17 protein-coding genes and 1 other annotated feature are annotated in these 18,010 nt (G+C 40.0%); of the genes, 8 read left to right on the top strand and 9 right to left on the bottom strand.

What is annotated here, in order from left to right; translation table 11 throughout:
* Positions 1-67: 67 nt before the first annotated feature.
* Positions 68-772, bottom strand: coding sequence for a GntR family transcriptional regulator (locus I2F89_RS02050; RefSeq protein ID WP_071866158.1), 705 nt, complete (start codon positions 770-772; stop codon positions 68-70).
* 305 nt (positions 773-1,077) lie between these two features.
* Positions 1,078-2,496: a dipeptidase PepV gene (gene pepV, locus I2F89_RS02045; protein ID WP_019723407.1), complete on the bottom strand. Its 1,419-nt coding sequence runs from the start codon at positions 2,494-2,496 to the stop codon at positions 1,078-1,080.
* Between the two features lie 142 nt (positions 2,497-2,638).
* Here pepV and I2F89_RS02040 point away from each other — a divergent pair, with 142 nt between their 5' ends.
* From I2F89_RS02040 to I2F89_RS02025, 4 genes are all read left to right on the top strand, one after another.
* On the top strand, positions 2,639-3,466 hold the full coding sequence (locus I2F89_RS02040; RefSeq protein ID WP_195513327.1) for an NAD(P)H-hydrate dehydratase: 828 nt from the start codon (positions 2,639-2,641) through the stop codon (positions 3,464-3,466).
* Between the two features lie 14 nt (positions 3,467-3,480).
* Positions 3,481-3,939 (top strand): acyl-CoA thioesterase, encoded by a 459-nt coding sequence (locus I2F89_RS02035; protein ID WP_071866155.1) that lies wholly within the window; start codon positions 3,481-3,483, stop codon positions 3,937-3,939.
* Positions 3,940-4,015: 76 nt separating this feature from the next.
* Positions 4,016-4,183: a hypothetical protein gene (locus I2F89_RS02030; protein ID WP_169823213.1), complete on the top strand. Its 168-nt coding sequence runs from the start codon at positions 4,016-4,018 to the stop codon at positions 4,181-4,183.
* Positions 4,184-4,365: 182 nt separating this feature from the next.
* On the top strand, positions 4,366-5,043 hold the full coding sequence (locus I2F89_RS02025; RefSeq protein ID WP_195513326.1) for a GntR family transcriptional regulator: 678 nt from the start codon (positions 4,366-4,368) through the stop codon (positions 5,041-5,043).
* Positions 5,044-5,099: 56 nt separating this feature from the next.
* On the opposite strand, the gene I2F89_RS02020 is transcribed toward I2F89_RS02025, so the two are convergent.
* The 6 genes from I2F89_RS02020 to infC all read right to left on the bottom strand — a co-directional run bounded on the left by I2F89_RS02020 (position 5,100) and on the right by infC (position 10,792).
* Entirely contained in the window at positions 5,100-5,753 is a 654-nt protein-coding gene (locus tag I2F89_RS02020; protein WP_229078024.1) for a hypothetical protein, read from the bottom strand.
* A complete protein-coding gene (locus I2F89_RS02015) occupies positions 5,728-7,857 on the bottom strand; it encodes a hydantoinase/oxoprolinase family protein (RefSeq protein ID WP_195513325.1) in 2,130 nt (709 codons plus the stop codon). Before I2F89_RS02015 ends, I2F89_RS02020 begins: the two co-directional genes overlap by 26 nt.
* A gap of 35 nt (positions 7,858-7,892) precedes the next feature.
* Entirely contained in the window at positions 7,893-9,230 is a 1,338-nt protein-coding gene (locus I2F89_RS02010) for a citrate transporter (RefSeq protein WP_074799608.1), read from the bottom strand.
* 352 nt (positions 9,231-9,582) lie between these two features.
* On the bottom strand, positions 9,583-9,942 hold the full coding sequence (gene rplT, locus I2F89_RS02005; protein WP_086335334.1) for a 50S ribosomal protein L20: 360 nt from the start codon (positions 9,940-9,942) through the stop codon (positions 9,583-9,585).
* 53 nt (positions 9,943-9,995) lie between these two features.
* Complete coding sequence (rpmI, locus tag I2F89_RS02000; protein ID WP_010736566.1) at positions 9,996-10,196, bottom strand: 50S ribosomal protein L35; 201 nt, start codon at positions 10,194-10,196, stop codon at positions 9,996-9,998.
* A 71-nt stretch (positions 10,197-10,267) separates the two neighbouring features.
* A complete protein-coding gene (infC, locus tag I2F89_RS01995; RefSeq protein ID WP_010736567.1) occupies positions 10,268-10,792 on the bottom strand; it encodes a translation initiation factor IF-3 in 525 nt (174 codons plus the stop codon).
* Between the two features lie 43 nt (positions 10,793-10,835).
* Positions 10,836-10,965: a sequence feature (ribosomal protein L20 leader region), on the bottom strand.
* A gap of 499 nt (positions 10,966-11,464) precedes the next feature.
* Here infC and I2F89_RS01990 point away from each other — a divergent pair.
* Positions 11,465-12,835: a lytic polysaccharide monooxygenase gene (locus I2F89_RS01990; protein ID WP_195513324.1), complete on the top strand. Its 1,371-nt coding sequence runs from the start codon at positions 11,465-11,467 to the stop codon at positions 12,833-12,835.
* A 772-nt stretch (positions 12,836-13,607) separates the two neighbouring features.
* Complete coding sequence (locus I2F89_RS01985; protein ID WP_195513323.1) at positions 13,608-15,005, top strand: lytic polysaccharide monooxygenase; 1,398 nt, start codon at positions 13,608-13,610, stop codon at positions 15,003-15,005.
* Between the two features lie 131 nt (positions 15,006-15,136).
* Here I2F89_RS01985 and I2F89_RS01980 read toward each other — a convergent pair whose 3' ends face one another.
* A complete protein-coding gene (locus tag I2F89_RS01980) occupies positions 15,137-15,793 on the bottom strand; it encodes a deoxynucleoside kinase (RefSeq protein ID WP_074799604.1) in 657 nt (218 codons plus the stop codon).
* A 296-nt stretch (positions 15,794-16,089) separates the two neighbouring features.
* Here I2F89_RS01980 and mvk point away from each other — a divergent pair, with 296 nt between their 5' ends.
* On the top strand, positions 16,090-17,037 hold the full coding sequence (gene mvk / locus I2F89_RS01975; RefSeq protein ID WP_195513322.1) for a mevalonate kinase: 948 nt from the start codon (positions 16,090-16,092) through the stop codon (positions 17,035-17,037).
* The gene (mvaD, locus tag I2F89_RS01970) at positions 17,030-18,007 is read left to right on the top strand and encodes a diphosphomevalonate decarboxylase (protein ID WP_071866144.1); all 978 of its coding nucleotides are present in this window, start codon (positions 17,030-17,032) and stop codon (positions 18,005-18,007) included. The genes mvk and mvaD overlap by 8 nt, the downstream gene beginning before the upstream one ends.
* Positions 18,008-18,010 lie beyond the last annotated feature (3 nt).

Genomic DNA, 18,010 nt, shown 5'->3' with positions numbered 1-18,010 from the left:
TATTTTCAAAAGAAAGAAAAAAGACCACACTTGATCGTGACAAGCACAGTCTTTTAAGTATTATTATCTAATTGATGTCTGCTACTATTTTCCCTGACGTATAGGGATATCTTGTCTTAGATAGATCAAACGGCGTACCATCATCAAAAAAGACGATCTGATTGGTTTCCAAAATCGGGTCGCCTACCTCGATCTCAAACTCTTCACTGTCTAAATGATTTGCTTTTGAAGCAATGATCACTCGACGGGCCGCACTGACCACATAACCTAACTCTTCTCTGATATAGTTATAGATAGACCCCTTTAAAATCTCTTCATCCAAATCTTTGATGTACTTAAGAGGCATGATAGATGTCTCTATACTTCTCGCCTCTTCATCGACATATCTCACTCGTTTAATATCATAGACCGGATCAGTCGCCTTTATTTTCAATTCTTCAGACTCATAAGAAGTGGGAAAACGCACATCAAAGCGGATGATTTTACTGGTCACCGCCGTCCCTTCTTGAGCAGAAGTCCCAAATACGCTATTGATCTGGGTCACACTCTCATTGTCCTTTTTTATGTTGCTCCTAACATATGTCCCTGATCCCCGTCTCGTGTAAAGTAAAGATTCATCAATCAATAACTGTATCGCTTTTCTGACAGTTACTCGACTCGTATGATAGGTTTTTGCCAATGCTTCTTGGTTTGGTAATAGCTCGCCTTCTTTAAATTCACCCTCGATAATCTTATTTTTCAAAGAACGAGCGATTTCGATGTATTTAGGCATATTCATTTCACCTCCAAAATTTGTATACACTTATTATAATATTAGATTAACAAGTAAATGTAAACAACCTTTACAACTATAACTAATAAATAAATGACTAGTCAGGCAGACGTTTATTTATTTATTAACATATCCGCTTTTCGGAATCCAAAAAAAGCCTTCAGAGAAGCCCAATTCTCTGAAGGTCAAGTGTCACTCAAGTTTTTGTCATTTGTTACTTATTGATTTTATCATGTTATATCTAAGATAGGCATACAACTATTTCTGACTTTTGCAATGAATGTTGAAGTACGAATAAAGATGATTTACTTCGCCAAACGATAGATAGCATCCGCATAAATCGCTGTCGCACGGAACAAGTCATCTAGACTCATAAATTCATTTGCTTGGTGCATCGTATCTGTGTAGCCTGGGAACATTGCGCCATACGCCACACCGCGTTTTAATAAGCGTCCATATGTGCCACCACCGATGATTTGCTCATAGCCTTTTTCGCCGGTATGATCTTCGTAGACTTGTAATAATGTTTCAACCAACGGATCATCCATTGGTACATAATGTGGTTCCATTACACGGGCACCACGAGTAACTGAGGCACCTTCGTCTGCTACTGTTTTGTTCAGTTTGCTTTCTAATTCATCTGTGGTTGTGCCTTTAGGAAAACGGAAGTTCATGTTGATATAGTTATCGTCTTCTGAACCATTTTCTTTAAACGCAAACAACCCAGCGTTCATTGTTAGTTTACCCATTTTTTCGTCTTCGTGGGCAACGCCTAATTTCTCACCATAAAAGTCTTCATGGACATAAGTAGCTGCCACATGGATGAATTGTTTAGCTGCACCAATAAATTCATAATCATCAAGGAAGCTCGCTAAGAAAGAGCCGGCATTGATCCCAGATTGTGGGCTTGCGCCATGTGCCCCTTTTCCGACTACGTTGATCGTAACAAATGTATGTTCTGCTTCAATCGAACCATTGATTGGGTTTGCTTCAATAAATTCATAAAATGCCTTTTCTAATGCAACTGCTGCATCTGCGCTTGGTACTTCAATTTTTGCAGTCGCTGTTCCTGGCACCATGTTTTCACGTAAACCTGACGTAAATGATTTCAATACATAGTCACCGGCATTATCGCCTTTAAAACGGAATGCGAAAGAAACATTGCCTTTTTCTCCGTTGATGATCGGGAATTCCGCATCTGGTGAGAAACCGAAATCAGGTTCTTCTTCATGTTCAAAGTAGTAAGCCATATCTGCCCAACCACTTTCTTCGTCACTACCTACGACAAAGCGAACTTTTTTCGATAATTCTAAATCTAGGTCTTTGATGATTTTCATCGCATAATAGGCAGCCATACTTGGTCCTTTGTCATCACTTGACCCACGAGCAAAGATTTTTCCGTCTTTAATCACTGGTTCGTAAGGATCAGTATCCCAGCCATCGCCAGCAGGCACAACATCCATATGCCCAAAAATCCCTAAGGTTTCGTCTCCTTCACCTAGATCGATGTGTCCTGCATAATTGTCCACGTTTTTTACAACGAAGCCATCACGTTCACCATAAGCAAGCATGTGTTTCAATGCGTCACGAGGACCAGGTCCAAATGGTGCATCTGCAGTTGCTTTTGAATCATCACGTTCACTGCTTACGCGTAAAAGATTTTTTAAGTCTTCAAGCAAGTCTTCTTTACGTGCTTCGACTTCTTTTTGCCAATTGATTGTCATAAAGTTACTCCTCCACTCATTCAGTCTACGAGTTCATCATAACATAAATCAGACAAATTGTTTAAAAAATCAGACAACGGATAAACGAAACAGTTTTTTCCCTAAATATTATGGGCTATAATGAAAAAAAGGAGGCTTTCTTATGGAATTAAATGAACATCTACTCCAACAAGTGATTACTCATCGTCCTGTGGAATCCCATAAAGGTACGTATGGAAAAGTCGTACTGATTGGCGGAAATGAACAGTTTGGCGGTGCGATCATCATGAGCGCTTTAGCAGCTGTCCATAGTGGGGCTGGCTTGACAACTGTTGTAACTAATCCTAATAATCACGTAGCCGTCCATAGTCATTTACCAGAGGCAATGGTAGGGGATTGGGCAAATAAAGAAACATGGCATTCGGCTTTTGAAGATGCCGATGTCTTACTGATTGGTCCGGGATTAGGAACCAACCACCAAAGCCTTGAACTTCTGCAATTTGTCCTGACAAATCAAACAGAAAAACAATGGTTAGTCATTGATGGTTCTGCCCTGACACTACTTGCTACGCATTCGCTGGAGCTTCCTTATCCAGAGCATACCGTTCTCACACCCCATCAAATGGAATGGCAACGTGTCAGTGGATTGCGTTTAGATGAGCAATCTGAAGAGAATAATCAGCAGAAGCAACAAGAATTAGGGGCATCCCTTGTTTTAAAAAGTCATCAAACAACGATCTATGGGCAAAATGGCATCTATTACAATACAGCAGGTTCACCAGCTATGGCAACAGGTGGTATGGGGGATACGTTAGCTGGCATGATTGCTGGTTTTTTAGCTCAGTTTCCAAAAAATGACCAAACGATCAGTGCTGCTGTCTATTTGCATAGCTTTATCGGCGACCAATTAGCAAAAGAGCAGTATGTCGTTTTACCGACTCAAATCAGTCAGTACATCCCAAAATGGATGCATTATTTTAGTCAAAAATAAGAAGGAGCATAACAATGGAAAAATATACCGGCTACCTTAGAGAGCCTTTTTATTATGAAACCGATCAAATGGGTATCATTCACCACAGCAACTATATCCGCTGGTTCGAAGAAGCACGTGTTGCGTTGTTAGAACATTTAGATTTTAGTTACAAGAAAATCGAGGAACAAGGCATCATCATCCCTGTACTAGGCGTAAGTTGCGAATACAAAGAGATGATCCGTTATGGGGACAAAATCTTGATCCAACCAATTATCGAAAGCTATACAGGTACACGCTTGAATTTCCGTTATGAGATCTACGACACAGAAGATCAGCGTTTACGGACGACCGGTACAAGCCAACACTGTTTCTTGCTTGCAGAAAATCAACGTTTAGTCAAACTAGGCCGTGTAAATCCTAGCTTGGATAGTCTGTTTAAAACTTATGCAAACATCGACACAGACCCTGATTCTGCAACAGAAATGAAATAAAAGAAAAAATAAGTGTTTATTCTTGCCTTTTAACCCCTGATTTGTATAATGGAAAGAAAAAAAGCAGGTGATTATAATGTATGTCGTGAAAGTCTTACACGGTTATATTGATAAAACTGGCTGTCGCACACGTGAAAAAAACCCGGAAACCTTGCTTGTCTTCAAAGACAAAAAAGAATCAGAAACCTTTGCCAATCAAATCGGTGGTCGTGTCAAACAACTGCAGGAAGTTCGCCCAGATTGACTGTTGCTTTCGTGAAAGGATGAGATGTTCGCACTATGGATATGTATTGAAAAGAGTCGACAAACCAATCGTTTGCGGCTCTATTTTTGTGTTTCTGTTCGCTGATCTGCTTACCTCCCCCTTATTCTGTTCTCAGTAAAGGATATGCTATACTGGATATAACTTTTTGAAAGGGGTGTTCTATGGGGAACAATTTGCAACAACAAGCATACGAAGCCATCAGACAACAAATCATCTATTCTGAATTAGCTCCTGGGAGTAAGATTTCCGACAGAATCTTAGAAGAACAACTAACGATCGGACGCACGCCGATTCGAGAAGCGTTGATCCAACTTAGAAATCAGGAATTGATCAAAACAATTCCTCAATCCGGTACATATATTTCAAAAATCGACATACGTTCCGCAGACTTGGCACGTTACATGCGAGAAAAATTAGAGCAACCGATTTTACAAGAGTGCAGTGCTAAAATGAACGTTACCGCTCATCAACGCTTGGAGATGATTTTAGAACAGACGGATCAAGCGATCTTGGCACAAGACAAAAAAACCTTCTTTCTTTTGGATAAAGCCTTTCACCAAATGTGTTACAAAGTCGCGGGGAAAGAAGAAATATGGACTTGGCTTGAAAGCTATAGCACTCACTTAGATCGTTTCCGTTGGTTGCGTTTGACGATTTCTGAATTAGATTGGGGCCGTGTATTAGATGAACATCAAATCTTATTGAGAGCCATGAAAGAACACGCACTTGATGAAGTGGGCTTTCTTTGTAACCTCCACCTCCATATGATCATTGAGGAACAAGAACAAGTGATCCTTCATTATCCGAGTTATTTTGAAATAATCTCTTCAGAAGTATAATGAAAAAAGGCGTAGCCTCCCGAACTTTCAGGAAGGGCTATGCCTTTTTTTCTTATTCAAAACGACTTAAATGACTGGACGAGATACTCACATAATCGGGAGTCATATGGCCAAGTCATAGCGACTTCTAACACATATGGTGAGAAGCCCACGTTATTCAACTTCTTCGAAAAGCTCATCGCTGCAATCTCACTCAATGCTCGGATCTTAGACTGATGACGATACCCAAAAAATCGCCATAGTTCTAGGGTTTTCTGTTGGGTATACAATGTAGGATCGCGTGTTTCAAGATGATGATATAATTCATGCGCTAAAATCAAAGAAGTAACTTGTTCCAGTGGGAGCTCAGTGATCTTTTCTTGTTCAAATTTCTGAATTGGTTCTGTCATTAAACAGATCCCCGTTGTTTCATCGTAAGTCGCGAGTGTCAAACGATCATTCCGCCATGCTGTTTCTCCATAGGAGATAGCGACATCGAATGTACGACAAAGCGCATGAATATTCCTTGTACGGTACTTTCGATAAATCAATTCTGCTAACCTTTCTCCACATTGTCTCGCCAGTTCTCCCCACGCTCGTTGCTCAGAAAGTGAGAATTTCCCTACTAAAAGATCTCGTTGAAATTGATAATCACACCACTGTTTATCAGAAATCGTCATTAATTTTGAAATCAACTCATCTAGTTTACTTTTGCTTGATATTTCCCGCAATCACGATCACTTCTTCCGTTGGATCCAACATCGCGATTTCTAACTCCATCAAGAGTTGTAGTTGTTCAAATTCTGTCGCCGAAAAATCTGCGACACGCGCGCCGATACATAGATAAAATTCCGGTCGAGCAATCAGTTCAGTCTGATAGACTGCAAGTTCTTCCCATAACTGTTGGACAGCGGCGAGATACTGTTCAGCTGTGGTTTTCAGACATTTCGCATACCCTCTTTGAACCTTGATGAATCCTTTTTGATCGATGATCCGTAACGCACCGATCACATGCTCTGGGTTATTTTCTCCAATCACATAGAAGAAAGCAGTATTCGCTAATAAACGAACAGATTCTAGTGGTAGACGCAGGTCTTCTGAGGCTATTGTCAACGCCTCTGTTTCACTGATCTGCTTTGTTAAGTCAGTCGCTTTGACTTCCGTTGAACCTGTGGCAATTGCCGTAACTTTCGACGTCTGTGGATCAATTTCAACATGGACTTCAATCGATTCTGGTGTAGCGCCAGATTCGATTGCTTTATTCATCGCTTCATTTTTCAATCCTCGAATATCTTCTTTGCTTGGTGAAGGAATGATCCGTTCCACTACATCTCTCACCATCGCTAATGCCACACCGATAGATGAGATCACTTCCGCATTTTCTGGTATTGAATACTTAACACCCATTTTCTGACTAAAATAAGTAATTAAGGACGCTGCTCCACCGCCTACCCCAACCAAGGAGATTTGCTCTTTTTCCAATTGATATTTTTCTGCCAGTTCCAAAATCACTGGTTCGATTTTTGCATAAGCTTTTGCCATGATCTGCTCAGCGATATCTTCCACAGAAGTCTGACAATAAGCTGCTAAAGCTTCCATGGCTTTTCTTGCAGCTTGTGGATCACCATAGGAAAAGTGTTCTTCTTGGACAAGCCCAAGAACATTCGCTGCACATGTGTTGGTAATAGTGACCTCTTTTCCGTCTGCCAAAATCACTTTGACATAATCAGCCGGATCTCCCTCAATGGGTGAGAAAAAAACGATTTTCGGTTGATCGATTTTTTCAATCGGTGTGAATACAGCATAATCCAATCCAGCGATATGGGCAGAACGTGGTCCCACGTCAAGGATCCCTGTGCGATCTGCCCGAACCATTGAACCACCGGCCACACCTAAGACACGAACATCTAACGATGAAATATAGGTCGCATGACCGCCGACCACTGAGTAATCGATGGCTGGACGCCCATTCCTGATAACACCAATATTGGTCGTTGTCCCTCCGACTTCAAAATACACACCATTCGAGGCACGTAAATACATCAAAGAACCCATGACAGAGGCAGCTGGTCCTGAAAGCATCGTTAAAACTGGCCGCTTCTTCATTTCAGCGATTTCCATTACCCCACCATCGCCACGCATGATCATCAAAGGAACATTGACACCGGCAGCTCTAACCGAACGTTCAGTTGATGTCGCTGTTTCTAACATTTTAGGCAAAATCGAGGCATTGATCGCTGCCGTTCGTGTGCGTCTCGTCAAACCATAAAGCTTTGTGATTTCAGAAGCCATCGTTGTTGGTATCCCTTGTTCCGAAGCAAGTGAATAGATGACTTGTTCTGGTTCACTATTATCTACGCCAAAAGCCATGGAAGAAACTAAAACTTCCGCCTGTTCTTTTTTCAGTGTAGCAATCGTCTCTAACACTCGTTCATTTGTCAATTGTTTGATTGGCAAGAACACATTTGCAATGTCTATTTTTCGATTATTCCCTAAATCGATTGGGGCTAACCGAGTTTGTCTTTTCGCCAGAAACCCTTCGAAACCGCCCTTTGCCATTCCGATCACTCCTACTTTTGCCACATCTCCTTCAATCAAGGCATTCGTTGCTTGAGTTGTGGAATGAGCGACAAAAACAACATCCTCGGGGCTGATTTGATTTTCTTGCAAACAATTTTGGAACGATTGTACGACCCCGGCAGCTACACCCTCTGGATGGTGATGCGTTGTTTTAACAGATGATTTACCGATGATTTCATGTGTCGCATTGTCGATTGCGACTGCTTTTGTATGGGTACCGCCTACATCGATGCCCATTCTTACTGCACGCTTCATTTTGCATCCTCCAAATTTTTTACTTTCTATACCTATCAAAAATTACCATAAAGGATCAACGTCAAGATACAGACGATCACACCGATCGCCCACCCTGTCGGAATCGATTTTTTCATGAATTCACGAGAGGAAACTTTTGTATACCCTAATCCCCATGCGATCCAGGATTGAGTGATATCTAAATGCTGTGGCGCAATGGTCGTCGTCGCAAATAGTGGAAATAAGAAGGCCACGGGCATCGTCGGATTGACGGCTAAAACTACTGCTAAAATTGCTGATCCCGAACCGACTAGACTCAACGGACCACGGAAAAAACCCAGAGGCGTCAACAATGCAAAGGCAAGTGCTAACACAAAAGGTGTCTGAGGAATAAAGTCTCCCAAAATTGCAGAGAAATAAGAAGAAGCATATACCGCCGAATTATTGAACATCGCTAAAGTCATCAAAAAGCCAACCATCGGTGCTACATCTGTTGCTCCATCTGTAAATAATTTAGCGAATTGCCGACAAATCTCCTTGTATCCCCCACGTAATTTCCCTGTAAATAGCAACGCCCAGATCCCTGCCAACATAAAACCAAGAATGATCGGGATTTCTAACACCACTACTCCTAATACAGGTATAACGACTGCCAACCAAGAAATCATTGGTGCTTCCCCACCTTCTCGTGGAAGTTCAGCTGCCATTGCATAGCGTTTCTTCGGGTTCATTGATATATTAGCTACAAGTAGAACGATTACTAAACTTACGATCATGCCAATCATTCCGATTTGAAAGTAATCATTGTATGTATAATTTTCAGCCGCAGAATTAAAACCTGCATAGATTGTTTGATATTGCTTGAAATTGACAATATTTGCAAAGATCCCTGCCATGATCGAACCCATGAATGCAAATAGAGCAACAGGTGCAGTAATTCCTAACGACATCAAAATCGGTAAAACGATCACGGCAATTGAAATCACTGGACCAATCCCGGTCATCGACATAAAAATAATTGACGTTACAAGACACAAAAGGCTCATCGTGATCCGCGGTTTATCACCGCCAAGCTCTACGACTTTTCGAATCAATGTAGCCGCTATCCCACTATCTACCAACACTCGACCAAAAAACGCACCAAAGAATACATTCACTAAAATCGATTTCGCATATTCCGCTGGACCAGTAGCATATACATGGGTCAACACATCAATGACTGACTGTCCTTCCATTGCAGCATTCGGTGAGAAAAAATTACCAATCAGCGCCAATCCCATCCAAATCGTCGCCATGATCGCTAAACCAACCATCAAATTAAGTCCTTTGACACAATACCAAACCATAAAAAAGAACGACAAAATCAACAACATGCCAATAATCATTTCGCTCATAGACTCACTCCATTCTATTTCATCTCACTGATATATCAGTTGACTTATTCTACCCTACCGAGAAATCGCTTTCATTAAATATTAACGACAGAATAAGTACATATGATTAAAAAAGATTCATTACGAGCTACTGAAATGTTTTTTGAAAAAACATTTCAGTCAGATAACTATATACAAAGATTCATTATCTAAGATAAAAAATGAGCTATGGTAACCTTTCTTTTCAAAAAAATATCATGCACTTTATCTATTTGGTTATTTCAATCTATTTGTATATAACAGAAATTTTATTGAAGTTTGATAGATATAAAAAAACACATCCAGAAAATCTGGATGTGTTTTTTTATAGCGCTTATTTAGCTAAAGCATTTTTTGCTTGGTCAGCTAATGCAGTAAATGCTGCTGCATCATGGACAGCCAAGTCAGCTAACATTTTGCGGTTGATGTCGATTTCAGCTAATTTCAAACCGTGCATCAATTTTGAGTAGCTTAAGCCATTCATACGAGCCGCTGCGTTGATACGAGCGATCCACAATTTACGGAAGTCGCGTTTCTTTTGACGACGATCGCGATATGCGTAGTTGTATGAATTCATTACTTGTTCTTTTGCTGTTTTAAATAAAGTGTGTTTTGAACCGTAGTAACCTTTTGCTAATTTCAGCATTTTTTTGCGACGTTTACGAGTTACTGTTCCACCTTTTACACGTGCCATGTATAATTCCTCCTAATAAAAATAAATCTTTAAATTTCAGTTATTTTACGTTCTTATTTCATTTTTGCTAGTTGTTGACGAATACGTTTGAAATCGCCACTAGAAACCATGCGCGCTTTACGTAATTGACGGCGTTGTTTTTTAGTTTTACCGTGGAAACGGTGACTTGTAAACGCACGGAAGCGTTTCAATCCGCCTTTACCAGTACGTTTGAAACGTTTTGCTGATCCGCGGTGTGTTTTTTGTTTTGGCATGACTATATTTCCTCCTCAAAATCTTTCGTTATCCGACTATTGACTGTCCAACAATCAGTTAGTCATTCAAATTACTTACTGTCGTTTTTCGGTGCCAGCGTCAAGAACATGCTGCGTCCGTCCATTTTCGCTTTTTGTTCCACTGTTGCAATATCAGCAGTTTCTTCAGCTAAGCGATCCAAGACTTTTTGACCAATTTCTTTGTGGGTAATGGCACGGCCTTTGAAACGGATAGAAGCTTTCACTTTATCGCCTTTCTCTAAGAACTTACGTGCATTACGAAGTTTTGTATTGAAGTCATTCAAATCAATCGTTGGACTTAAACGAACTTCTTTTACATTGATCACTTTTTGTTTTTTACGCGCTTCGCGGTCTTTCTTTTGTTGCTCGAAACGGTATTTTCCGTAGTCCATGATTCGCGCTACTGGTGGTTTCGCACCTGGAGCAACTAACACAAGATCCAAGTTTGATTGTTCTGCAATTTGCAATGCTTCTGCTTTTGACTTAACTCCTAATTGCTCACCATCTGAACCGATCAATCGTAATTCACGTGCACGAATGCCGTCGTTAACCATCATATCCTTTGCTATGGTCATTCACCTCCAAATATTATGAGAGAAAGAAAAGCTTACCGAATGAACGGCAATAAAAAAACGAGTTCTCTTGATAGAACCCGCACGTACTCCACCTATACTACATATAGATGAAAACTATCTAGCCCAGTGACTGTATCAACTAAGGCGAGAAGCGGGTGCTTCTGCTTTTATTTCTCAACTTAATTATCATACCAAATCTATTTCTTTTTGTCAATCGTTTCTTCACTTTTTTCTATTTAATCGTAGCAATTCTTCTTCACATACAGCTCAGTAATTAGACATTTTTGTTGCTTCGCTTATCACCAATCGAATCTGTCCCCCTACTGCTACTACCTCATTTACGTTTTATATAATTCCACTTCTTTTATTTTAAGATAACTAAAATATAATCTAGGGAAAATCATTTGATTCTTAATACAAAGAAATATTTTTTTATAAAAAAATGTTCTTATTTTCCAAAAACGGTAAAAAAACCCCTAAAAAATCAACGTTATAACAAATCATATTATTTATGTTTCTATTATTCTTTTTACCTACACATCGGTATAAACTGATTCGTAACTATTCGTTTTTTTTGATAATCTTAATTCCAGATAACACGATAAAGAGATAATTACGAAACTCGTCTTTTATTATGCGTTATCTAAATCTTATTTACATATGGAGGGAAAAATGAAAAAACAAATTTTGGGTACCGTTTTATGCTCGGGGATTTTATTTGGAGCAAGCTTAGCGATCGGGGAACAAGACGCTTCTGCTCACGGTTATGTTGAATCACCGATCAGTCGTGCGTATCAAGGGCACTTAGACCGCAACGTCAACTTAGCTGCTGCAATAGCTAAGTATGGTCCTGTGGTTTACGAACCGCAATCATTAGAAGCCGGTAAAGGATTCCCGGAAAGAGGTCCTGTCGACGGTCGCATCGCTTCTGCCAACGGAGCTGTTCAACGAAGCTTTGTATTAGACAACCAAACAGAAACAATGTGGACAAGACAAAACTTAGAAACAGGAGCGAACACATTCAGATGGCGCTATACACAATCTCACCGTACAACTAAATGGCATTATTATATTACTAAAGTAGGTTGGAACCCGAATGCACCACTGAAACGCAGCGATTTAGAGTTGATTACAGAAATCCAACATGATGGAACTGCTTCTGCAAATAATCGTAACCACACAGTCAACATTCCAAACGACCGTATCGGTTATCATGTTGTTTTAGCTGTATGGGACATTCATGATACAGGCGGTGCCTTCTATCAAGTAGTCGATGTCAACTTGAAAGGTGATTCTGCGATTCCAGTAGCACCAACAGCACCACAAAACGTGCGTGCGACGAATGTAACTTCTTCAACTGTCCAATTAGCTTGGAATAGTCAAGCGAATACTGCATCTTATAATGTTTATCGCGATGGCGCATTGATCGGAAATACATCATCGCCAGATTTCAATGATACAAACTTAACTGCGGATACTTCTTATAACTATGAAATCGAAGCAGTTGGACAAACTGGCTTAGTCTCTGCTAAGACAGCTTTGACAGTAAAAACTGCAACAGAAAATGCACAAGAAAAACCAACTACACCGACTCACTTACACTCAATGGGTCAAACAAGTTCAAGTGTTTCATTGATGTGGGGCGCTTCTACTCATTCAAAAGGAATCAAACAATACAACATCTACCGTAACAATCAATTGATTGGTTCAACAAAAGAAACAGCATACGAAGTGTCTGGATTAGCTGCAAACACTGCCTACTCATTCGTGGTTCGCGCAGTCAGCAATACGGATGAACTATCTGATGCAAGCAATGCGTTATCTATTACGACAGATCACGATGACAATGGCGGCGACGGTGGTGGCGAAGTCACTCCAGGACGTCAATGGACAGTAGGAAGCTTATTCGCACCGGTTTCTTATACAGCAGGCGAAGAAGTTGTTCACAACGGTGTAACATACATCACTTGGCAATCTCACTTGAACTACGGAGATACAAACTGGGCACCCGGAATTGCTCATGCCTTATTCTATCCTAAATAAAATAAACCTTATAAACATAATTAAAACGATAATATAGAAAACATTCCACGTAAACAAAACCCTATAAAACTGAGGCTAGAACAACTTTCTTTGCCTCAAAAATAAGCTAGCACCTGTAACATTCGAGACGAATTATACAGGTGCTAGTTTTTCAAAGTGCTCATCCATTATCACAGATTGTAAAACACATTCTCTCCCTCTTCGTATCCAGTTCCTTCTATAAATAGATAAAATATATAGAATTGCTTGAGATGTAGTATTTAGTCATCTCGAAACTCTTGAATCCAAATAAACGATATTCTAAATTGACTTTTTTCGATAATAAGACCGAACACTCCTTTCACAATCTCAAACCAAAAAATTGATGATCAAATCTACAAAAAAGGACTAAAACAGTCAATAAAAAGATATATTTTAAAAATAATCAAACGTCAAAAAATAACTATAAGCGCCATTCCAAGCTTTCTCAATTAGAATAAAATTTTATCTTTTTATTTTTTTATTGTTATTTATTATACAAAATAAATAACTAATAACAAATAAAAAAGACAATAAAAATGCCTTTAAATCAATATTTATTCATGTTTTGGATAAAAACACCCTCATTTGACGTCAAGACCCAATTTTACCTAATGTTCGGTATAAACAGATTATTCAATAGTGCAATTCTCTGATAATATTAAATACAGATAACAACGAGGCACATCGAACGAGTCATACTCATCGACCTTATTAGTTATCTAAAAATATCATTTTATCTATGGAGGGAAACATGAAAAAGCAAATTTTAGCAACAGTTCTATGCTCTAGCGTTTTATTAGGAGTAGGTTTATCTATCGGAGGACAAGACGTTTCAGCTCACGGTTATGTGCAGTCACCGATCAGTCGTTCTTATCAAGGACACCGCGACCGTCTAATTAATCACGATTCTGCATTAGCAAAATACGGTCCAGTAATCTATGAACCACAATCATTAGAAGCATTGAAAGGCTACCCAGCAGCTGGTCCTGCTGACGGACAGATTGCTTCTGCAAGCGGTGCAGTTGGAAACAACTTCAACTTAGACCGTCAAACTTCGACTATGTGGACAAAACAAGACTTGAACACAGGTCCTAATACATTCACTTGGCGCTATACACAATCACACAGCACCACTAAATGGCATTACTACATCACAAAAGCTGATTGGAATCCAAATGATCAGTTAGATCGTAGCGATTTTGAATTGTTAACAACGATCAACCATGGTGGGGCTCAAGCTGCAACAAATCCATCACACTCAGTGAACATCCCTAATGACCGTCTTGGTTATCATGTTGTTCTAGCAGTTTGGGATGTAGATGATACAGCAATGGCATTCTACCAAGTAATCGATGTGAACTTGAAAGGTGATTCAGCAATTCCAGTAGCACCAACAGCACCACGTAACGTTCGTACTACTAACGTAACTTCTTCAACAACTCAATTGACTTGGGACGGACAAGCAAATGCTTCATCATTCAACGTTTACCGTGATGGTCAATTATTAGGAAACACAGCTTCACCAGATTTCAGTGATCAAAACCTAACTGCAGAAACTACATATAAATATGAAATCGAAGCAGTTGGACAAACAGGTCTAGTTTCTGAAAGAACAGCTTTATCTGTTACAACTTTATCTGAAACTACAGAAGAAAAACCAACTGCACCTAGCCACTTACACTCAATGGGTCAGACAAGTTCTAGCGTTTCATTGATGTGGGGAGCTTCTACTCACTCAAAAGGAATCAAAGAATACGAAATCTTGCGTGATGGCCAAGTAATTGGTTCAACAACTGAAACTGTTTTTGAAGTAGAAGGCTTAAAAGCTGAAACACAATACTCATTTGTAGTACGCGCAATCAGCAATGAAGGCGATGTTTCAGATGCAAGTAACACATTAACAATCACAACTGACCGCGATGAAAATGGCGGCGGTGACGAAAACGGGGGCGATGGCGGAAACGGCGGCGGTGAAGTCGTTACTGGACGTCAATGGACAGTAGGAAGCTTCTTCTCACCTGTTTCTTATACAGCCGGTGAAGAAGTTGTCCACAATGGTGTGACTTATATTACTTGGCAGTCTCACTTGAACTACGGTGATACAAACTGGGCACCAGGAATTGCTCACTCATTATTCTACCCTAAATAAATCAACTCACTACCCTTTGTTCGACTAAACAACGATTGAAATAAGCAAGAGGCAACCACTCATTTGTGGTTGCCTCTTTTTTGTGATTTTTTATTTGGACCATTCAAAGTTCCACTTCAGTCAGAACATTTTTATACGCTGATTTCTTCACGGATCTCCGTTAGTTTTTCTTCGATCATTTGTAACACTTGCACTCTCGCTGCTTCATCTTCCACAAAGTTCAAGCAGTCACCGTCGATTTGAATCTTAGGACTTTCATCATAAGCTTCATACCATTCATCATAACGGCGATTCAATTCTTGATAGTACTCATAGAGACTAGGATCAAAAGAAAGTTGCTCATATGCCCGCCCTCTTTTTTCGATCCGTTCTAACATGGTTGAAAAAGATACGCGAATATGAACCAATAGATCGGGATGTTTTTTCGATGCCGCATAGGGCAATTCTTCCATCATGTTCGCCAATAATTCATCGTAGACTTGGACTTCTGTTGCTGTCGCTCGACCAAGATCTGCATTTAAATGAAATAATAATGAATCCTCATAGATCGAACGATCTAACACATTGTTATCCTCTTGCATCGCTTGCTTGATACTTGCAAATCGCTTATTCAAAAAATAAATTTGCAATAAAAACGCATATTGTTCAGGGTTTGCATAAAACAAAGGCAATACTTCGTTGTCATCGATTGATTCATAAAAGGCCTGACTCTTAAAATGGTCAGCAATCATTTTTGTTAAGCTTGATTTCCCTGCCCCTATCGTTCCTGCTAAAACAATCACACTCATTTCCCTCCAACTCACTTCTCCCACTAAATACAGTGTTTTTTTCTCATGTTTCTAAATATAACCCCAATATCTTGTGGTGTCAAACGAAATCGACAAGTTTCTTTCCTATGAAAAACCAAAATTTTATTAAGAAAATCACGTTTTTTGTCGAGAAATCGTATTCTTTATTTTACTTCTTGACTGGTTTTAGTAAAATAAAGAAGGACTGTTTTTTTGGACAAACATCGCGCACGTAGTAATAGGCGCTTTATTTTTTGTTTAAAAGCTACTCTCAGAGGAAAAGAAGGAGTTGTACTATGGCAATTCATGGCCAAGGGGAATCGAGTGGAAAACTGATTTTAATGGGTGAGCATGCTGTCGTTTACGGCGAGCCTGCCATTGCCTTTCCGTTTTATGCAACAAAAGTAACGGCTACACTTGAAGCACTCCCATCATTCAATAAAGATCAACTTATTTCTTCCTACTATATAGGAAATTTAAATGACGCACCACATGCGTTGAACAATATCAAACAGCTGATTGCTGGACTGAAAACTCACTACCATGTGCAAGACACATTGCGTTTAACAATTGAAAGCACCATCCCTGCAGAACGTGGGATGGGTTCCAGTGCAGCTGTAGCCACTGCGATCACACGAGCTTTTTATTCTGCCTATGAGTTGCCATTATCACGAGAACAATTATTGGCACATGTGCAAGTTTCTGAAAAAATCGCACATGGAAACCCCAGTGGAATCGATGCTGCCGCAACAAGTGGATACGAACCGATTTATTTTACAAAAGGCCATCCTTTTGATTATTTTGCGTTGAATATCGATGCTTTTTTGATCGTTGCTGATACGGGAATCAAAGGTCAAACACGTGCAGCGGTGAAAGATGTGGCTCACCTTTTTGAAAAAGATGCGCAGAAAACTGGACAAAAAATCCAACAACTAGGATACTTGACGAAACAAGCTAAAAAAGCAATTATCGACAACTCACCAGAAAAGCTAGCTGAAGCAATGAATGATGCCCAGCGCATTCTAAAAAGTTTGACGATCAGTAATGACTTTTTAGACACTCTGATCGCTACCGCACATACTGCTGGCGCTTTAGGTGCAAAATTGACCGGTGGCGGACGTGGTGGATGTATGATTGCTTTAGCACAAACAAAAACAGAAGCTCAAGAAATCAGCCACGCACTAATACAAGCAGGCGCAGCTGAAACTTGGATTCAAGGATTAGGAGTACATACCTATGCTTAGTGGTAAAGCCCGTGCTTATACAAATATCGCCTTGATCAAATATTGGGGCAAGGAAAACGAAGAATTGATTCTTCCGATGAACAACAGTTTATCTCTCACTCTCGATGCCTTTTATACAGAAACCGAAGTGATTTTTTCAGATTCGTTCACAGACGATCTGTTCTATTTAGATCATGAATTACAAACAGAAGCAGCAACAAAAAAAATCAGTCGCTTCCTTGATCTTGTACGCATACAAGCGAATACAAACAAACGCGCAAAAGTGATCAGCCATAACTTTGTTCCAACAGCCGCAGGTTTAGCTTCTTCTGCAAGCGGTCTAGCTGCGTTAGCTGGCGCCTGTAATGAAGCCCTAGGACTAGAATTGGATAAACAAGCCCTGTCCAGACTCGCTCGTCGGGGTTCTGGTTCGGCTTGTCGTAGTATTTTTGGTGGCTTCGTGGAATGGGAAAAAGGGCATGATGACCAAACTTCATATGCGCAACAAATCCCTTCTAATGGATTTGAAGACGAACTCGCCATGGTATTTGTATTGATCAATGATCAACAAAAAGATGTATCTAGTCGTGATGGGATGCGTCGAACAGTGGAAACTTCGCATTTTTATCAAGGGTGGCTTGATTCAGTCGAAACAGATCTAATGGAGCTGAAACAAGCAATCGCTGAAAAGTCGTTCCAAACAGTGGGCGAAGTCATGGAGCGAAACGGGTTAAAAATGCACGGCACCACGTTAGCGGCTAATCCACCCTTCACCTACTGGTCTCCAGATAGTCTGAAGGCGATGCAAGCAGTTCGTGAACTACGTGCTTCAGGCATTCCTTGCTATTTCACGATGGATGCAGGTCCAAACGTCAAAGTATTAGTTGAAAAGAAAAATCAAACGGCTGTTCAAGCAAAATTCATTGAATTATTTAGCCGTCAACAAGTGATTCTTGCTCATGCTGGGCAAGGAATCACGATTATTGAATAAAGG

Source organism: Enterococcus sp. 1001283B150225_161107_E12 (assembly GCF_015556925.1).
Classification (GTDB): domain Bacteria; phylum Bacillota; class Bacilli; order Lactobacillales; family Enterococcaceae; genus Enterococcus_B; species Enterococcus_B mundtii.
The sequence above is the reverse complement of the archived record's forward strand: the minus strand, read 5'-3'. Positions and strand labels throughout refer to the sequence as shown.

What these genes read in the sequence shown, in the direction of transcription:
- I2F89_RS02040 (WP_195513327.1), top strand. Translation starts at nt 2,639, where the DNA reads ATGGAATTAAATGAACATCTACTCCAACAAGTGATTACTCATCGTCCT.
- I2F89_RS02025 (WP_195513326.1), top strand. Translation starts at nt 4,366, where the DNA reads ATGGGGAACAATTTGCAACAACAAGCATACGAAGCCATCAGACAACAA.
- I2F89_RS02015 (WP_195513325.1), bottom strand. Translation starts at nt 7,857, where the DNA reads ATGAAGCGTGCAGTAAGAATGGGCATCGATGTAGGCGGTACCCATACA.
- I2F89_RS02050 (WP_071866158.1), bottom strand. Translation starts at nt 772, where the DNA reads ATGCCTAAATACATCGAAATCGCTCGTTCTTTGAAAAATAAGATTATC.
- mvk (WP_195513322.1), top strand. Translation starts at nt 16,090, where the DNA reads ATGGCAATTCATGGCCAAGGGGAATCGAGTGGAAAACTGATTTTAATG.
- I2F89_RS01980 (WP_074799604.1), bottom strand. Translation starts at nt 15,793, where the DNA reads ATGAGTGTGATTGTTTTAGCAGGAACGATAGGGGCAGGGAAATCAAGC.
- infC (WP_010736567.1), bottom strand. Translation starts at nt 10,792, where the DNA reads ATGACCATAGCAAAGGATATGATGGTTAACGACGGCATTCGTGCACGT.
- I2F89_RS02010 (WP_074799608.1), bottom strand. Translation starts at nt 9,230, where the DNA reads ATGAGCGAAATGATTATTGGCATGTTGTTGATTTTGTCGTTCTTTTTT.
- I2F89_RS02030 (WP_169823213.1), top strand. Translation starts at nt 4,016, where the DNA reads ATGTATGTCGTGAAAGTCTTACACGGTTATATTGATAAAACTGGCTGT.
- I2F89_RS02035 (WP_071866155.1), top strand. Translation starts at nt 3,481, where the DNA reads ATGGAAAAATATACCGGCTACCTTAGAGAGCCTTTTTATTATGAAACC.
- I2F89_RS01990 (WP_195513324.1), top strand. Translation starts at nt 11,465, where the DNA reads ATGAAAAAACAAATTTTGGGTACCGTTTTATGCTCGGGGATTTTATTT.
- I2F89_RS01985 (WP_195513323.1), top strand. Translation starts at nt 13,608, where the DNA reads ATGAAAAAGCAAATTTTAGCAACAGTTCTATGCTCTAGCGTTTTATTA.
- pepV (WP_019723407.1), bottom strand. Translation starts at nt 2,496, where the DNA reads ATGACAATCAATTGGCAAAAAGAAGTCGAAGCACGTAAAGAAGACTTG.
- rplT (WP_086335334.1), bottom strand. Translation starts at nt 9,942, where the DNA reads ATGGCACGTGTAAAAGGTGGAACAGTAACTCGTAAACGTCGCAAAAAA.
- mvaD (WP_071866144.1), top strand. Translation starts at nt 17,030, where the DNA reads ATGCTTAGTGGTAAAGCCCGTGCTTATACAAATATCGCCTTGATCAAA.
- rpmI (WP_010736566.1), bottom strand. Translation starts at nt 10,196, where the DNA reads ATGCCAAAACAAAAAACACACCGCGGATCAGCAAAACGTTTCAAACGT.